General features: G+C 62.6%; 15 protein-coding genes and 1 pseudogene. 5 read left to right on the top strand and 11 right to left on the bottom strand.

The window, feature by feature from the left end:
• Positions 1-89: 89 nt before the first annotated feature.
• The 4 genes and pseudogenes from ACIQUI_RS26475 to ACIQUI_RS26460 all read right to left on the bottom strand — a co-directional run.
• Positions 90-1,019: pseudogene (locus tag ACIQUI_RS26475) on the bottom strand (sensor histidine kinase); the annotation flags it as partial.
• A gap of 322 nt (positions 1,020-1,341) precedes the next feature.
• Positions 1,342-1,752: a Cu(I)-responsive transcriptional regulator gene (gene cueR, locus ACIQUI_RS26470; RefSeq protein WP_391130849.1), complete on the bottom strand. Its 411-nt coding sequence runs from the start codon at positions 1,750-1,752 to the stop codon at positions 1,342-1,344.
• A complete protein-coding gene (locus tag ACIQUI_RS26465; protein ID WP_403203695.1) occupies positions 1,749-4,148 on the bottom strand; it encodes a heavy metal translocating P-type ATPase in 2,400 nt (799 codons plus the stop codon). Before ACIQUI_RS26465 ends, cueR begins: the two co-directional genes overlap by 4 nt.
• 52 nt (positions 4,149-4,200) lie before the next feature.
• Complete coding sequence (locus ACIQUI_RS26460) at positions 4,201-4,587, bottom strand: hypothetical protein (protein ID WP_403203693.1); 387 nt, start codon at positions 4,585-4,587, stop codon at positions 4,201-4,203.
• A gap of 144 nt (positions 4,588-4,731) precedes the next feature.
• On the opposite strand from ACIQUI_RS26460, the gene ACIQUI_RS26455 reads away from it, so the two are divergent.
• Together ACIQUI_RS26455 and ACIQUI_RS26450 are read left to right on the top strand one after the other, a co-directional pair.
• Positions 4,732-4,929, top strand: coding sequence for a heavy-metal-associated domain-containing protein (locus ACIQUI_RS26455; protein ID WP_012270354.1), 198 nt, complete (start codon positions 4,732-4,734; stop codon positions 4,927-4,929).
• Between the two features lie 91 nt (positions 4,930-5,020).
• Positions 5,021-6,202, top strand: a complete 1,182-nt coding sequence (locus tag ACIQUI_RS26450; RefSeq protein WP_403203690.1) for a multidrug effflux MFS transporter — start codon at positions 5,021-5,023, stop codon at positions 6,200-6,202.
• Here the strand turns inward: ACIQUI_RS26450 and ACIQUI_RS26445 are convergent.
• Positions 6,153-6,350, bottom strand: a complete 198-nt coding sequence (locus ACIQUI_RS26445) for a hypothetical protein (protein WP_080640992.1) — start codon at positions 6,348-6,350, stop codon at positions 6,153-6,155. The two genes, ACIQUI_RS26450 and ACIQUI_RS26445, sit on opposite strands and share 50 nt — an antisense overlap.
• A gap of 454 nt (positions 6,351-6,804) precedes the next feature.
• Between ACIQUI_RS26445 and ACIQUI_RS26440 the strand changes: the two genes are divergently transcribed.
• Positions 6,805-7,518 carry a transcriptional regulator gene (locus ACIQUI_RS26440; protein WP_403203688.1) on the top strand — a complete coding sequence of 238 codons (714 nt, stop codon included), beginning with the start codon at positions 6,805-6,807 and terminating at the stop codon, positions 7,516-7,518.
• Between the two features lie 19 nt (positions 7,519-7,537).
• On the opposite strand, the gene ACIQUI_RS26435 is transcribed toward ACIQUI_RS26440, so the two are convergent.
• The 5 genes from ACIQUI_RS26435 to ACIQUI_RS26415 all read right to left on the bottom strand — a co-directional run bounded on the left by ACIQUI_RS26435 (position 7,538) and on the right by ACIQUI_RS26415 (position 11,996).
• Positions 7,538-8,485, bottom strand: coding sequence for an adenosine deaminase (locus ACIQUI_RS26435; protein ID WP_403203686.1), 948 nt, complete (start codon positions 8,483-8,485; stop codon positions 7,538-7,540).
• Between the two features lie 86 nt (positions 8,486-8,571).
• A complete protein-coding gene (locus ACIQUI_RS26430; protein WP_403203684.1) occupies positions 8,572-9,258 on the bottom strand; it encodes an SDR family oxidoreductase in 687 nt (228 codons plus the stop codon).
• Between the two features lie 473 nt (positions 9,259-9,731).
• Positions 9,732-10,316, bottom strand: coding sequence for a YigZ family protein (locus tag ACIQUI_RS26425; protein WP_012270359.1), 585 nt, complete (start codon positions 10,314-10,316; stop codon positions 9,732-9,734).
• 9 nt (positions 10,317-10,325) lie between these two features.
• Positions 10,326-10,988 (bottom strand): TetR/AcrR family transcriptional regulator, encoded by a 663-nt coding sequence (locus ACIQUI_RS26420; RefSeq protein ID WP_043198725.1) that lies wholly within the window; start codon positions 10,986-10,988, stop codon positions 10,326-10,328.
• Between the two features lie 90 nt (positions 10,989-11,078).
• Positions 11,079-11,996 carry a LysR family transcriptional regulator gene (locus tag ACIQUI_RS26415; RefSeq protein WP_403203682.1) on the bottom strand — a complete coding sequence of 306 codons (918 nt, stop codon included), beginning with the start codon at positions 11,994-11,996 and terminating at the stop codon, positions 11,079-11,081.
• Positions 11,997-12,114: 118 nt separating this feature from the next.
• Here ACIQUI_RS26415 and ACIQUI_RS26410 point away from each other — a divergent pair, with 118 nt between their 5' ends.
• Entirely contained in the window at positions 12,115-13,461 is a 1,347-nt protein-coding gene (locus ACIQUI_RS26410) for an aspartate aminotransferase family protein (RefSeq protein WP_403203679.1), read from the top strand.
• A gap of 73 nt (positions 13,462-13,534) precedes the next feature.
• Positions 13,535-15,028: a CoA-acylating methylmalonate-semialdehyde dehydrogenase gene (locus tag ACIQUI_RS26405; RefSeq protein WP_403203677.1), complete on the top strand. Its 1,494-nt coding sequence runs from the start codon at positions 13,535-13,537 to the stop codon at positions 15,026-15,028.
• A 435-nt stretch (positions 15,029-15,463) separates the two neighbouring features.
• Here ACIQUI_RS26405 and ACIQUI_RS26400 read toward each other — a convergent pair.
• The coding region (locus ACIQUI_RS26400; RefSeq protein ID WP_403203675.1) for a hypothetical protein at positions 15,464-15,724 on the bottom strand (261 nt) is incomplete at its 5' end.

Below are 15,724 nucleotides of genomic sequence, written 5' to 3'. Positions count from 1 at the left end.
TCGCTGGAGACACGGGTTGAACTGGTGGAGGTGCTGAGGATCTTGCCGGCGGCCGCACCGATGTGCTGAATCAGGCTACGAATGGCCCCCAGGAACTGGTTGAACCAGCTGGCCAGTTGCGCGGTTTCGTCGCGGCCACGGATTTCCAGGTTGCGGGTCAGGTCACCTTCGCCTTGGGCAATGTCTTCCAGGCCGTTGGTAACGCTGTTGATCGGGCGCACGATCAGCTTGGCGAAGGCCGCTCCGACTACGGCGAACAACGCGGCCAGCACCACGGCGATGGCGCCGATCAGCCAGGTTAGCCGGGTAGTGGTCTGCATCACTTCGCTTTGTTCGATCAGGCCGATGAAGGTCCAGCCCAGTTGCTCGTCGGGGTAGACGTTGGCCATGAAGCGCACGCCATTGAGCTCGACCTCGACCAGGCCTTTGCCGGCCTTGGCCAACTCGGCATAGCCGTCGCCAAAGCTCGCCAGTTGCTTGAAGTTGTGGCCGGCGTCGCGTGGGTCGACCATCACGTTGCCGTTGCTTTCCACCAGCATCAGGTAGCCACTTTCGCCCAGCTTGATCTGCTTGACGATTTCAGTCAGGCCCTTGAGCGACACGTCAATGTTGACCACACCACCGGGGTTGCCAAGCTGGTTGGCGACGGCGCGCACGGTGCTGACCAGCACCGCGTCGTCGGCGGCCCAGTAGTAGGCGCCGGTGCGCACGGTCTTGCCCGGGTTGGCCATGGCCAGCTGGTACCAAGGGCGTGGACGCGGGTCGTAGTTGACGAACTTTTGCCCGGCCGGCCAGCCGACATAGCCACCGTCACTGACCCCGTAGGATACGTAGGCGTAGTTTGGGTGCGAGTCTGCCAGGCGGGTGAAGAAGTCCAGCAGTTGCTTGTCCTGCTCGCCCAGTTCGTAGGACGGGTTGGCGCTGGTGAACTTGTTCAGGTTGCTGCCGGTGGCGGCGACCATGGGTTGCGCAGCCAGGTACTCGACGTTCTGGTTGATACCCTGGAAGAAGATGTTCATCGCGTTGCTGACCTGGCGGATTTCCCGGCTGCTGCCGTCGAGGAATCCGTCGCGGGCTTCACCACGCAGGTTGAGGACCACCAGGGTGGCCACAAGGACGATGGGCAAGCCGGCGATGACCGCGAATGCCCAGGTCAGTTTCTGTTTGATGCTCATCGACGCTCCCGAAATTTTTATTGTCGACACACGAGGCAGGTAGCAACTGCATCGGCAGCATCCGGGTTTTATGTAGGAAAACGCCCGTATTTATTGGATTAAGTCGTACTTGGTGACTATTCGGTCGCGTTTGGACGTATATGGCATACCAAACCCTGCTGACAGTTCAGTGACAACAGCTGCCAGCAGCACCGTTGGCCAGGTCCTTGAGGATCGGGCAGTCCGGGCGGTCGTCTCCCTGGCAATGCGAAACCAGCTCGCCAAGGGTATCGCGCAGGCTCACCAATTCCTCGATACGCCGGTTCAGCTCATCGATGTGCTGCAGGGCCAGCGCCTTCACATCGGCGCTGGCTCGTTGGCGGTCCTGCCACAGGGTCAGCAGCTTGCCGACCTCTTCGAGGGAAAAGCCCAGGTCACGGGAGCGCTTGATGAAGGCCAGGCTGTGCAAGTCTTCGGCCTGGTACAGGCGGTAGCCGCTGTCACTGCGTGTGGCAGGCTTTAGCAGGCCGATGGATTCGTAGTAGCGGATCATCTTGGTGCTGAGCCCGCTGCGGCGGGCGGCCTGGCCGATATTCATGGTGTCTCCTGGTTGCTGCTGGTGGGTTTCCACGCTTTGAGCCACAGCGCGTTGCTGACCACGCTGACGCTGGACAGGGCCATGGCGGCGCCAGCCAGTACCGGGTTGAGGTAACCCAGCGCGGCCAGCGGGATACCAACCAGGTTGTAAATGAACGCCCAGAACAGGTTCTGGCGAATCTTCGCATAAGTCTTGCGGCTGATCTCCAGGGCTGCCGGCACCAGGCGTGGGTCGCCGCGCATCAGGGTGATACCGGCGGCCTGCATGGCCACGTCGGTACCGCCACCCATGGCAATGCCGATGTCGGCGGCGGCCAGTGCCGGGGCATCGTTGATGCCATCGCCGACCATTGCGACCACGCCATCCTGCTTGAGCGCGGCCACGGTAGCCGCCTTGTCGGCGGGCAGCACTTCGGCGTGCACGTCGTCGATGCCCAGGGCATCGGCAACCACTTTGGCGCTGCCGCGGTTGTCGCCGGTCAGCAGGTGGCTGGTGATGTGTTGTGCATGCAGGGTGTCGATGGCTTGCGCAGCACCGGGCTTGAGGCTGTCACCAAAGGCGAACAGGCCCAGCACACGCGGTTGCGCGCCGCGTTCGATCAGCCACGACAGGGTGCGCCCCTCGGCTTCCCAGGCTTGGGCCTTGGCAGCCAGGTCGCCGGGTTGCAGGGCGCTTTCGTCGAGCAGGCGGCGGTTGCCCAGCGCCAGCTCGCGGCCCTCCACGCGCCCGGCGATGCCACGCCCGGTCAGCGACTGGCTGTCGGTAACGCTCGGCACGTCCAGCCCTTGTTCGGCGCAGGCATCCAGCACCGCTTTGGCCAGTGGGTGCTCGCTGCCGCGCTGCAGGGCGCCGGCCAAGCGATGCAGGTCGGCGCTGCTGCCTGCCTGCGCCTGGCTGTGGACCACCCGCGGGCTGCCGGAGGTAAGGGTACCGGTCTTGTCGAAGACCACACGGTTCACCGCATGGGCACGCTCCAGGGCTTCGGCGTCCTTGATCAGGATGCCGTGGCGGGCGGCTACCCCGGTTCCGGCCATGATTGCTGCAGGCGTGGCCAGGCCCAGGGCGCAGGGGCAGGCGATGACCAGCACGGCAACAGCGTTGATCAGCGCTGTTTCCAGTGGTGCGCCGGCCAGCCACCAGCCGGTCAGGGTGATCAGGGCCAGCACCAGTACGGCTGGGACGAACACCTGGCTGACCCGGTCGACCAGTTTCTGGATCGGCGCCTTGGCGGCTTGGGCGTCTTCGACCAGGCGGATGATTCGGGCCAGCACGGTTTCGGTGCCCAGCGCCTGGGTGCGTACCAGCAACCGGCCTTCGCCATTGATGGCGCCGCCGGTTACGTTGTCGCCAGGTTGCTTGGGCACCGGCAGGCTCTCGCCGCTGATCAGGGCCTCATCGGCATGGCTGCTGCCGTCTTCGACCACACCATCGACCGGGAAGCGCTCGCCGGGCTTGACCAGGACCAGGTCACCCAGGCGCAACTGGGCGATGGCCACGTCTTCCTCCCGGCCATCGACCACACGCAAGGCCCGTTCCGGGCGTAGGGCTTCGAGGGCGCGGATGGCACTGGCGGTCTGGCGCTTGGCACGGCTTTCCAGGTACTTGCCCAGCAACACCAGGGCAATGACCACTGCGGAGGCTTCGAAGTACAGGTGCGGGACCATGCCGGCGGGGGCCTGTGCCCAATGATACAGGCTCAGGCCGTACCCGGCGCTGGTGCCCAGGGCCACCAGCAGGTCCATGTTGCCGGCACCGGCGCGCACGGCCTTCCAGGCCGCTACATAAAAGCGGGCGCCGAGAATGAACTGCACCGGCGTGGCCAGCAGGAACTGCGCCCACGCCGGCAACATCCAGTGCAGGCCGAACGGCTGCACGAGCATTGGCAAGACCAGCGGGAGGGCCAGCAGCAAGGCTGCCCCGACTGCCAAGCGCTCATTGCGCAAGCGGCGTTGGGCAGTGCTTTGGTCGTTGTTGGCCGCTTGCGGCAAGCTGGCGCTGTAGCCGGCTTTTTCAACGGTGGCGATCAGCAGATGGTTGTCGAGGGCAGCGAGCACCTCGAGGTGCGCGCGTTCGCTGGCCAGGTTGACGCTGACCTGCTCGACCCCGGGCAACTTGCCCAGGGCGCGCTCTACGCGCCCGACGCAACTGGCGCAGGTCATGCCGCCAATCTGCAGTTCGACGGTACGGGTGGGCACGCCGTAGCCGGCTTCGCGCACGGCGTCGACCAGGGCGGGCAGGCTGTTGGCCGGGGCCTGGACCCGGGCCTGTTCGGTGGCGAGGTTGACGCTGACCTGTTCAGCGCCGGTGACCTTGCGCAAGGCGCGCTCGACTCGGCCGGCACAGCTGGCGCAGGTCATGCCGGAGATCGGCAGGTCGTAAGTGGTGGATGCGGGCATGGCTCTCCTCCTTGGACAGGCCTCCAGCATCAACCTTGCCACCCAGGTAAGGTCAATAGCCCAGGCCGGCTCGCTTCAACTCCAGCCCATGTTGCCCCATGGCGATGCGGTATTTGTTGATCTGGCCCGCCTGCAGGTTCAAACGTGTACTGCGTTGGTCTTCGATGCCCGCTGCACAGCCTGGCATCTGCCCTGGTAGCAGGCGCAGACGCACATCCACCGGGCCGGGTGGCAGGTTGAACGAGGTGGATTGCTCCTGGAACACGCGCCCGGAGAGCTGGTCGTTGAGGTAGACGCCAATTTCGCAGCTGGTGGCCACCTCCAGGCGCTCCCGGGAAATGATCAGTACGCTGTAGTCCGAGTTGCCCTCGGCGCTGGCCGGTGGCACCGCAGCCAGCGTGCTCAATAGCCCGACGACGCCCAATGCTGCCCTGAACATGAAAAGTCTCCTGCTTGCCTGATCGTCAAACGCGAAGCTTGGCCGACGCCGCCGCGGATTGCCAGCCCGGCTGTTGTTGGCAGTGCTTGACCTTGCCCCGATGGCAAGCTTGAGACTTGTTGAAAACCTGAAGGAGAGTCCCCCATGCAAGTGTTCAATGTACAAGGCATGACCTGTGGCCATTGCGTGAAAGCCGTGACCCGGGCAGTGCAGGAGCAGGATGCTGCGGCCAAGGTCGAGATCGACCTGGCGGCTAAACAGGTGCGCGTGCAGAGTGAGTTGGCCCAGGAGCAGATTCTTACGGCTATCCGGGATGAAGGTTACCAGGCCGAACTTGCCTGAAGGCTTACCTGGTTTGTTGCAAATGTTTTCATACTGATGGGGTCCACAGCAGGTAGAATCACCCACTTGCTTAGCCTGCTATGGATTCCTGATGAACCTGCGAATGGTGCTCATCCTGGGCGCACTCAGTGCGTTCGGGCCCTTGGCGATCGACTTCTATCTGCCCGCCTTCCCGGCCATGGCACAGGCGTTCGCTACCGATGAAAAACACGTGCAGGCCACCTTGGCCGCCTACTTCCTGGGCCTGTCCATCGGCCAGTTGGGCTACGGGCCGGTTGCTGACCGCTTTGGGCGCCGCAAACCGCTGATGTTCGGGGTGACCCTGTTCACCCTGGCGTCACTGGCCTGTGCCTACGCCCCTAACCTCGACACCCTGGTGTTGGCGCGCTTCGTCCAGGCATTGGGCGGTTGTGCCGGCATGGTGCTGTCGCGGGCCATCGTCAGCGACAAGTGCGACCCGGTGGCGTCGGCCAAGGTGTTTTCGCAACTGATGCTGGTGATGGGCCTGGCGCCGATCCTGGCACCGATGCTGGGTGGGGTGTTGGTCAACCTGGCCGGGTGGCAGTCGATCTTCCTGGTACTGAGCCTGTTCAGTGCAGGCTGCCTGCTGGCGGTCAGCCTGGGCCTGCCGGAAAGCCTGCCTGCGCACATACCGCGTCAGCCGCTGTCCGGTGCGCTGCGCCAGTATCTGCGCCTGCTGGCTGACCGGGTGTTCCTGGGCCATGCCTTGACCGGTGGTATCGCCATCGCCGGTATGTTTGCCTACATCGCCGGTTCGCCTTTCGTGTTCATCAAGCTTTATGACGTACCGGCCGAGCACTACGGCTGGTTCTTCGGCAGCAATGCTGCGGGCTTTATCCTGGTGGCACAGGTGAATGCCCGCTTGCTGGCCAAGCGTGGGCCGGCTTTCCTGCTGGCGCGTGCGGTGTGGCTGTATCTGGCTGCGGGCCTGGTGCTGCTGGGCGTGGCGGCGCTGCGGCCAACGCAGCTGTGGCCGTTGCTGGTGCCGCTGTTCGTCTGCATTGCCAGCCTTGGCTGCATCATCCCAAATGCCTCTGCATGCGCCATGAGCGGGCAGGGTGCACGGGCCGGCAGCGCCTCGGCATTGATGGGCTGCGTGCAGTTCAGCGTCGCCGCAGGCGCGGCGGCGCTGGTCGGGCTGCTGCATGATGGCAGTGCGGTGCCGATGGCGCTGGTGATCAGCCTGTGCGGGGCACTGGCGGTCAGTGTCGCGCTGCTGACCCGGCGCTTGCAGGCCAAGCGTCCCGCATGAGCGGGTGAGGTGCCTGCAGGCGGGTTTCCAGCGTGGCGACAAAGGCCCGCGCCTCGGCCTCGCTGCGGAAACTGACCACGTGTTGATCGAGCTGGACCTGCCAGGGGCAGGCAGGGTTGCGGCTCGATGCACTGACGACAATTTTCATCGCGGCATACCTCCAGAGGGGGGAGCCGCTCAAGTGTAGCGCCGCCTTCCCCAGCTGCCATGAGCTGGCTCAGTGTCCTGACTGACGGTCGAAGGGCGTAACGCCCGCTAGTCTGTGGAACCTTCGCTTTATCTCGCGCTATTTACGGAAGACGGCTGTGGGCCGTATCTGAAATTGCAGCAAGCCTTTTTTCATCAAGATATTTCAGCACGCTGGCGAGTGCTATCGGCGCGCTGGCTGACCGGGACTCGCGCCACTTTTCGGTACCTGTTCACTGCTTGCCATGGGTAGGCATACCCAGTGGCTTTTGACGCAAAAGCTGCGGCGCGTCGCCGTCTGAGCGACGTTTGTAGCGGCTTATACTGGCGAACCAGGCCAGTGCCAGCGAGAGGGGCTTCCCTGCCAGGGTTGGCCATCGCATCCACACCGTGAACTTGCAGGGAGTTACAAGGACATGAACGCAGCCAGCAGTATCAGCCAGATCGCCAGCCTGATGGCCGACCCCAAACGCAGTGCCATGTTGTGGGCATTGATTGACGGTACGCCACGGCTGGCCAATGAACTTGCAATTATGACCGGCCTGACGTCGTCTTCAGCTTGCGCTCATCTTTCGCTGCTGTCGTCGGCGGGTTTGCTCAGGCATGAAGCACGGGGCCGCAAACGCTATTTCCGGCTGGCGACCCCGCAGGTAGGGGCGGCGGTCGAGGCCCTGGCCAGCGTGCAACTGCAAAGCGCCAGGGGCGAGCGGGCCAAGGCGCCTGCATCACCGCTGCCCATGTCGATGCGCAGGGCGCGCCGCTGCGGTGACCACCTGGGCGGTGAGATGGCCGGTGAGTTGTATCACCGCATGATAGTGGCCGGTTGGCTGGAGGGCAGCGGCAGGCAACTGATGGTGAGTGATGAGGGACGAGCGCAATTGGCGCTTGTCGGGGTTTACATCGATGCCCTGGCGCCAGACCAGCAACGCGGCTGTGTGATCTGCCGCTGCACCGAGTGGAACGACCAGGCGCCGCACCTGGGGGGCGTGCTGGGCCAGGCTTTGTTCAGGCTGTTCCTGCAATCTGGCTGGATGCGTGAGGCAGAGGACACGCGGGCACTGCATATCTCGGCGCTGGGTATCCAGCAGATCAATCGCATCGCCCGCGTGGCGACGTTGCAGGTCGGGTGAACGCAACGCCGTCCTTCAATCAGACCAACCGGGCATCCAGGCTGTTCTGCGCCAGGCGTCGGGCCTGGTCTTGCGTCATGCCCAGGTGGGTGTGCAGGGCGTGGAAGTTTTCCGTGACGTAGCCGCCGAAGTAGGCCGGGTCGTCCGAGTTGACTGTGACTTTCACGCCGCGCTCGAGCATGTCGAGGATGTTGTGCTGGCTCATGTGGTCGAACACGCAGAGCTTGGTGTTGGACAGCGGGCACACCGTGAGCGGGATCTGTTCCTCGATGATGCGTTGCATCAGGCGCTCGTCCTCGATGGCGCGCACGCCATGGTCGATACGCTTGATGTGCAGCAGGTCCAGCGCTTCCCAGATGTACTCGGGCGGGCCTTCTTCACCGGCATGGGCAACGGCGACGAAGCCTTCGCTGCGGGCACGGTCGAACACGCGCCGGAACTTGCTCGGCGGGTGGCCCATTTCCGAGCTGTCCAGGCCAACGGCGATGAACGCATCGCGGAACGGCAAAGCCTGGTCGAGGGTTTTTTGCGCTTCCTCTTCACTGAGGTGGCGCAGGAAGCTGAGGATCAGGCCACTGCTGATACCCAGTTGCTCGCGGCCATCCTTCAGCGCCTGATTGATGCCATTGAGCACCACTTCGAAGGGGATGCCGCGGTCGGTGTGGGTTTGCGGGTCGAAGAACGGTTCGGTGTGAATCACGTTCTGCGCCTTGCAGCGTTGCAGGTAGGCCCAGGTCAGGTCGTAGAAGTCCTGCTCGGTGCGCAGCACGTCGGCGCCCTGGTAATACAGGTCGAGGAACTCTTGCAGGTTGTTGAAGGCATAGGCGCTGCGCAGGGCCTGCACATCGCCCCAGGGCAGGGCGATCTTGTTGCGCTCGGCCAGGGCGAACAGCAACTCGGGCTCCAGTGAGCCTTCCAGGTGCAGGTGCAGTTCGGCCTTGGGCAGGGCGTTCAACCAGTCATACATATAGGGGTTTCTCAATCAGGTACGGTTGCCGCCATTCTACAGGGCCTGGCCGGGCATTGCGCCCGGCCAGGCTGCGACCCGGTGAATCACCAGACCAAGGGTTCACCCTTGTAGTTGATGAAGCGCAGGCCGCCGTTGCCGCTTTGTGCGTTGATCTGGTCGAGCATGCCGCGGGTGCTGGTGAGCACGTCGATTTCGGCGTTTTCGCCGCCCATGTCGGTTTTAACCCAGCCAGGGTGCATGGCCAGCACGCAAAGGTCGGGGCGCTGCAGTTCGACGACGAAGCTGTTGATCATTGAGTTCAGCGCGGCTTTGCTGGCTTTGTACAGGCAGATTTCACCCCCGTCGGGGATAGTCACGCTGCCCAGGATCGAGCTCATGAAGGCCAGCACGCCGCTGCCTTCACGTACCTGGCCAGCCAGGCGGCGGGCGACGCGGATCGGTGCAACGGCGTTGGTCATGAACAGGTCGCCGATGTCGTTGTTGCTTACCGCCTCCAGGTCTTGCGGCAGGGGGCCCATGACACCGGCGTTGACGAACACCAGGTCGAACACCTGGCCTTGCAGGCGCTGCTGCAGGCCATCGAGTTGGGCGGTGTTGTTCATTTCCAGCTGCTCGATGCGCACGCCGGGTACGTCCGCCAGTGCACCGGGTTGCTGCGGGTTGCGGACGGTGGCGGTGATGTTCCAGCCGTCTTCGTGCAGGCGTTGCACCAGGCCCAGGCCAAGCCCGCGGGAGGCGCCGATGATCAATGCGGTTTTTGAATTAGCCATTGGAACATTCCTTTATCGGTTCAGGAAAAGGAATTGAGCATAGTGCAACCGGGGGCCGCTTTGCGGCCCTTTCGCGACACAAGGCCGCTCCTACAGGGGATCGCGTACTCTTGTAGGAGCGGCCTTGTGTCGCGAAAGGGCTGCAAAGCAGCCCCGGCAATCTCAAGCCTTGCCCGCCGCCTGGCTAAAAAACGATCAGTCGCGCCGCACCCTTGCCTGACCGGGCGCTTCGCCTGTTGGCGCACGGGTTATCCACAGGCTGGTCCACAGTTATTGTGTGCAAGCCCAGAAGGCTACTGGGAAGCTGGCTTGGCTGCATGTTGGGGATAACTCTCCACCTTTCAGCAGTTTGCGGCTGTCATCAAACGGTGATCAAAATATGATCAAAGCGCTGTAGGCCTTTAGAGTCGCAGGCTGCAAGGGGCTGCCCCAAGCTTATCCACAGCCCGGCCCACAGTTGTTGTGGGCAATGTTCAGCGTGCTTCGAGCAGGATGCGCCCGCGGCTCAGGTCGGCCAGTTGCTGCTGTAGCGGTGCCAGGTGGGCGTCGCCGAGCGCAATCAGCAGGTCGACGCCATTGGCCGTGAATTGTTCATCCAGCACCAGGCCATCAACCTCAGCCAGGCGCAACTTCACCAGTGCCAGTTCGCTGAAACTGCAACTGCAGGTGAATTCGCTGCGCTGCACCAGCAGCCGCTTGGGCGCCTGCTGCAGGCACTTGTTGGCACCGCCGCCATAGGCTCTGGCCAGGCCGCCGGTACCCAGTTGGATACCGCCATACCAACGGATCACCAGCACCACCACCTGGTCGCAGTCCTGCGCCTCGATGGCTGCCAGAATCGGCCGCCCGGCAGTGCCGCCGGGTTCGCCGTCATCGCTGCTGCGGTACTGCGCGCCAAGCTTCCAGGCCCAGCAATTGTGGGTGGCGGCCAGGTCGCTGTGGCGTTCGATGAAGCTCATCGCTTCGGCGGCACTGCTGATCGGCCCGGCGAGGGTAATGAAGCGGCTTTTGCGAATTTCCTCGCGGTATTCGCAGAGGTCAAGCAGGGTAGAAGGCATAAATGACGGTCACACAGCCGGCTTGATGCCGCAGCCCTTCAGAATGATGTGGATAAGGTTGTTGCTCGCGTCTTCCATGTCTTGCTTGGTCAGGCGGCTGCGGCCGGTGACCTGGCAGATCTGGGTGGCGAAGTCAGCGTAGTGCTGGGTACTGCCCCAGAGCAGGAAGATCAGGTGCACCGGGTCGACCGGGTCCATCTTGCCGGCGTCGATCCAGGCCTGGAACACGGCAGCCCGGCCGCGGAACCATTCGCGATAGTCGGCACTGAAGTACTCGGTCAGGCAGGTGCCACCGCTGATCACTTCCATGGCGAAAATGCGCGAGGCCTGCGGGTTGCGCCGCGAGAACTCCATCTTGGTGCGGATGTACTGGCTCAGGGCTTCCCCTGGGTCGTCCTCGACGCTCAAGGCGTTGAAGGTGCTGTCCCACAACTCGATGATGTTGCTGAGCACGGCAATGTACAGGCCCAGCTTGTTGGTGAAGTAATAATGCAGGTTGGCCTTGGGCAACTCCGCCTTGAGGGCGATGGTATTCATGCTGGTGCCCTTGAAACCATGGCGGGCGAATTCGTCCTCGGCGGCCTGGATAATGGCCTGTTCGTTCTTCTGGCGAATGCGGCCTGCGGGCTTGCCCGAGGCAGAGAGGCGGTGCGCAGGGACTTCTAGGGTCATGGACGATTCCGTACGGGTCAGTGGCTGCGGCTGTCGGACAAGATTACCTGCCTGCGCCGAAGTGACAAGCATTTGCGGCAGAGACTGGCATCAACGTGTCGCAGCCAGGCTCTCGAGGAAGCTTTCCAGCACCAGGTTAGGCCGCCGGCCTTTGCGTGTTACCCAACTGAGGCTCAAGTCATAGAAGCGCTGCTGAGGCTTGAGGGCACGCAAGCGGCCTTGCTGCACCCAGAACATGGCGTAATGGTCTGGCAGGTAGCCGATATAGCGCCCGGTGAGGATCAGGAACGCCATGCCTTCGCGGTCCGAAGCACTGGCCGTGCAATTAAGCGCCTGGTAATGGGCCTGAACCTCGGCCGGCAGGCGGAAGGTTGGGGTGATGGCTTCCTGGCTGTTGAGGCGTTGGTCATCGATCTGCAGGTCATCGGCATAGAACAGCGGATGGCCAACGGCGCAATAAAGCAGCGAACGTTCGCTGTACAACGGCTGGTATTCAAGGCCCGACAGCGGGCTGGTCTGGGGGACCACGCCCACATGCAGGCTGCCGTCGAGCACACCGTGTTCAACCTGGCTGGGGGCGATCATGCGGATCTGGATGCGCACGTCGGGGCCGCGGTCCTTGAGTTCGGCCAGGGCATGGGTAATGCGCATGTGCGGCAGGGTGACCAGGTTGTCGGTCAGGCCAATGTTCAGCTCGCCGCGCAAATGCTGGTGCAGGCCGTTGACTTCGGTGCGGAAGCTTTCCAGGGCGCTGAGCAGTTGCAGGGCTGAATGGTAGACCTCGCGGCCTTCTTCGGTTAGCGAAAAGCCGGCGCGTCCGCGCTGGCACAGGCGCAGGCCAAGGCGTTGTTCGAGGTCGTTCATCTGCTGGCTGATGGCCGAGCGGCCGATGCCCAGTACGTTTTCGGCGGCCGAGAAGCCGCCGCACTCGACGACGCTGCGGTAGATCTTCAGCAGGCGGATGTCGAAGTCGCTGACTTGGGCGAGTGGATCGGGGCGTCGGCTCATTAGTTTAGTCGTGGCCTTTCTGAAGATTAGAAATGTAGTCTTTTTCAGACTTTATCTGCGTGCCAATTTAGCTGCAACAAGATCCATCGTTGCCTAATCGTCTTCCGAGGAACCGCCGATGAACATGCCCGAAACCGCTACAGCCGGTATCGCCAGCCAGCTCAAGCTGGATGCGCACTGGATGCCCTACACCGCCAACCGCAATTTCCACCGCGACCCACGTTTGATCGTGGCGGCAGAAGGCAACTACCTGGTCGATGACCAGGGGCGCAAGATTTTCGATGCCTTGTCTGGCCTGTGGACCTGCGGTGCCGGGCATACCCGTAAGGAAATCACCGAAGCGGTAACCCGCCAGCTGGGTACCCTGGACTATTCCCCTGCCTTCCAGTTCGGCCACCCGCTGTCGTTCCAGCTGGCGGAAAAAATCACCGAGCTGACGCCGGGTGACTTGAATCACGTCTTCTATACCAACTCGGGTTCCGAGTGCGCCGACACCGCGCTGAAAATGGTACGTGCCTACTGGCGCCTGAAAGGCCAGGCCACCAAGACCAAGATCATCGGCCGCGCCCGTGGCTACCATGGTGTGAACATCGCCGGTACCAGCCTGGGTGGCGTCAACGGCAACCGCAAGCTGTTCGGTCAGTTGCTGGATGTCGATCACCTGCCTCACACCGTGCTGCCGGTGAACGCCTTCTCCAAGGGCATGCCGGAAGAGGGCGGTATTGCCCTGGCAGACGAAATGCTCAAGCTGATCGAGCTGCACGATGCTTCTAACATCGCGGCAGTCATCGTCGAGCCGCTGGCCGGGTCGGCCGGGGTACTGCCGCCGCCGAAGGGTTACCTGAAGCGCCTGCGTGAAATCTGCACCCAGCACAACATCCTGCTGATCTTCGACGAAGTGATCACCGGTTTCGGCCGCATGGGGGCGATGACCGGCGCTGAAGCCTTCGGCGTTACTCCGGACCTGATGTGCATCGCCAAGCAGGTAACCAACGGCGCTATCCCGATGGGCGCGGTAATTGCCAGCAGCGAGATCTACCAGACCTTCATGAACCAGCCGACCCCGGAATACGCGGTGGAATTCCCGCACGGCTATACCTACTCGGCCCACCCGGTCGCCTGTGCCGCCGGTATCGCCGCGCTGGACTTGCTGCAGAAGGAAAACCTGGTGCAGTCCGCCGCCGAGCTGGCGCCGCACTTCGAGAAGCTGCTGCACGGCGTGAAAGGCACCAAGAACGTTGTCGATATTCGTAACTATGGCCTGGCCGGCGCCATCCAGATCGCCGCCCGTGACGGTGATGCCATCGTCCGCCCGTACGAAGTGGCGATGAAGTTGTGGAAGGCAGGCTTCTATGTACGCTTCGGTGGCGACACCCTGCAGTTCGGCCCAACGTTCAACACCACGCCGCAGGAACTGGATCGCCTGTTTGATGCCGTGGGCGAAAACCTGAACCTGATCGACTGATCTTTCCGATTTTGATGCCAGGCGCGTGTATGTGTAGCGCGCCTGCTTCTACCTTCTTTATCTGGAGTTATGCATGAGCATTGTTCAGCACCTGATTCACGGCGAGCTGGTTACCAAGGGCGAGCGCACTGCCGATGTCTTCAACCCGTCCACCGGCCAGGCAGTACGCAAGGTCGAGCTGGCCAGCCGCGCGACCGTGCAGGAAGCAATCGATTCTGCCAAGGCAGCCTTCCCGGCCTGGCGCAACACCCCGCCGGCCAAGCGCGCCCAGGTCATGTTCCGCTTCAAGCAACTGCTGGAGCAGAACGAAGCCAAGATCTCGCAGATGATCAGCGAGGAGCATGGCAAGACCCTGGAAGACGCCGCCGGCGAGCTGAAGCGCGGCATCGAGAACGTCGAGTTCGCCTGTGCAGCGCCAGAAGTGTTGAAAGGCGAGTACAGCCGCAACGTCGGCCCGAACATCGATGCCTGGTCCGACTTCCAGCCGCTGGGAGTGGTCGCTGGTATCACCCCGTTCAACTTCCCGGCCATGGTGCCGCTGTGGATGTACCCGCTGGCCATCGCTTGCGGTAACGCCTTCATCCTCAAACCTTCCGAGCGTGATCCAAGCTCGACGCTGTTCATTGCCCAGCTGCTGCTGGAGGCCGGCCTGCCGAAAGGCATCCTCAACGTGGTGCACGGCGACAAGGAAGCGGTGGATGCGCTGATCGAAGCGCCGGAAGTGAAGGCACTGAGCTTCGTTGGTTCGACGCCGATCGCCGAGTACATTTATGCCGAAGGCACCAAGCGCGGCAAGCGTGTACAAGCCCTGGGTGGTGCGAAGAACCACGCGGTGCTGATGCCCGATGCTGACCTGGACAACGCCGTGAGCGCATTGATGGGTGCCGCCTACGGTTCGTGCGGTGAGCGTTGCATGGCTATTTCAGTGGCGGTTTGCGTGGGCGACCAGGTAGCCGATGCCCTGATTGCCAAGCTGGAGCCGCAGATCAAGGCGCTGAAGATTGGTGCTGGCACTTCGTGTGGCCTGGACATGGGGCCGCTGGTAACTGCAGCTGCGCGTGACAAGGTGGTGGGTTACATCGATGACGGTATTGCCGCTGGCGCCAGGCTGGTGGTGGATGGCCGTGGTTTCCGTGTAGCCGGTAATGAAGATGGTTACTTCGTCGGTGGCACCCTGTTCGACAAGGTGACCCCGGAAATGCGCATCTATAAGGAAGAGATCTTTGGCCCGGTGCTGTGCGTGGTTCGGGTGAACAGCCTGGAGCAGGCCATGCAGCTGATCAACGATCACGAATATGGCAACGGCACCTGCATTTTCACCCGTGACGGTGAAGCGGCGCGGCTGTTCTGCGACGAGATCGAAGTGGGCATGGTCGGTGTGAACGTACCGCTGCCGGTGCCGGTGGCTTATCACAGCTTTGGTGGCTGGAAGCGTTCGCTGTTCGGTGACCTGCATGCCTATGGCCCGGACGGGGTGCGCTTCTATACCCGTCGCAAGGCGATTACCCAGCGCTGGCCGCAGCGGGCAAGTCATGAAGCATCGCAATTTGCATTCCCTAGCCTTTAAGGCGGGTAACTAAAGCGGGGAGGCCGGTAGGCCTCCCCGCTTTGTTTTTGGGTTTTTGGCTGTTGCTGGGGCAGAGCGGCGATGGGCCTGTCTATTGATAGTGTTGGGTTTGAGGTGTCCGCCACAACATATGCAGCGCCTGTGAGATCGAGCGCCGCCCGCGCGGCGCTTCGCGGGACAAGCCCGCTCCCACATTTGTTGCAACGTGCCGAACCTGACAGGCCATGGTTGCCAGCCTTGTCGGGCCGGCTCGATTCTTCGGTGGCTCTGCCGCCGCCCCATCTGCCTTGAGCCATACACCAAGGCGGGCAGCGCCTCACCCGCAGGCGTGGTCACGTTGCAACAAATGTGGGAGCGGGCTTGTCCCGCGAAGCGCCGCGCGGGCGGCGCTCGATCTCATAGGCGCTGCAAGGGCTGTGGCGAGCACCTGCGGCCTTAATGCGGTCTTTTCCCCTTATATTTCACTTTCTTGAAATTAAAGGTTGACGCCCTCTCGAATCCCCTTATAATGCGCCCCACTTCCAGCGACAACGGAACGACAAACTCCTTGAAATTCAACGAGTTAGATAGTTCGGAAGATGCTGAAAGGGCTACGATCAACTGATCGCAAGCGGTTAAGATGGTGGTTGACAGCGCTTCTAAACGCTGTATGATTCGCCTCCCGCTACGAGAGATCGCAGCGAGCCAAGTGTTTGA

Source organism: Pseudomonas sp. NPDC090592, assembly GCF_044769185.1.
In the GTDB taxonomy this organism is placed as follows: Bacteria; Pseudomonadota; Gammaproteobacteria; order Pseudomonadales; family Pseudomonadaceae; genus Aquipseudomonas.
The sequence above is the reverse complement of the archived record's forward strand: the minus strand, read 5'-3'. Positions and strand labels throughout refer to the sequence as shown.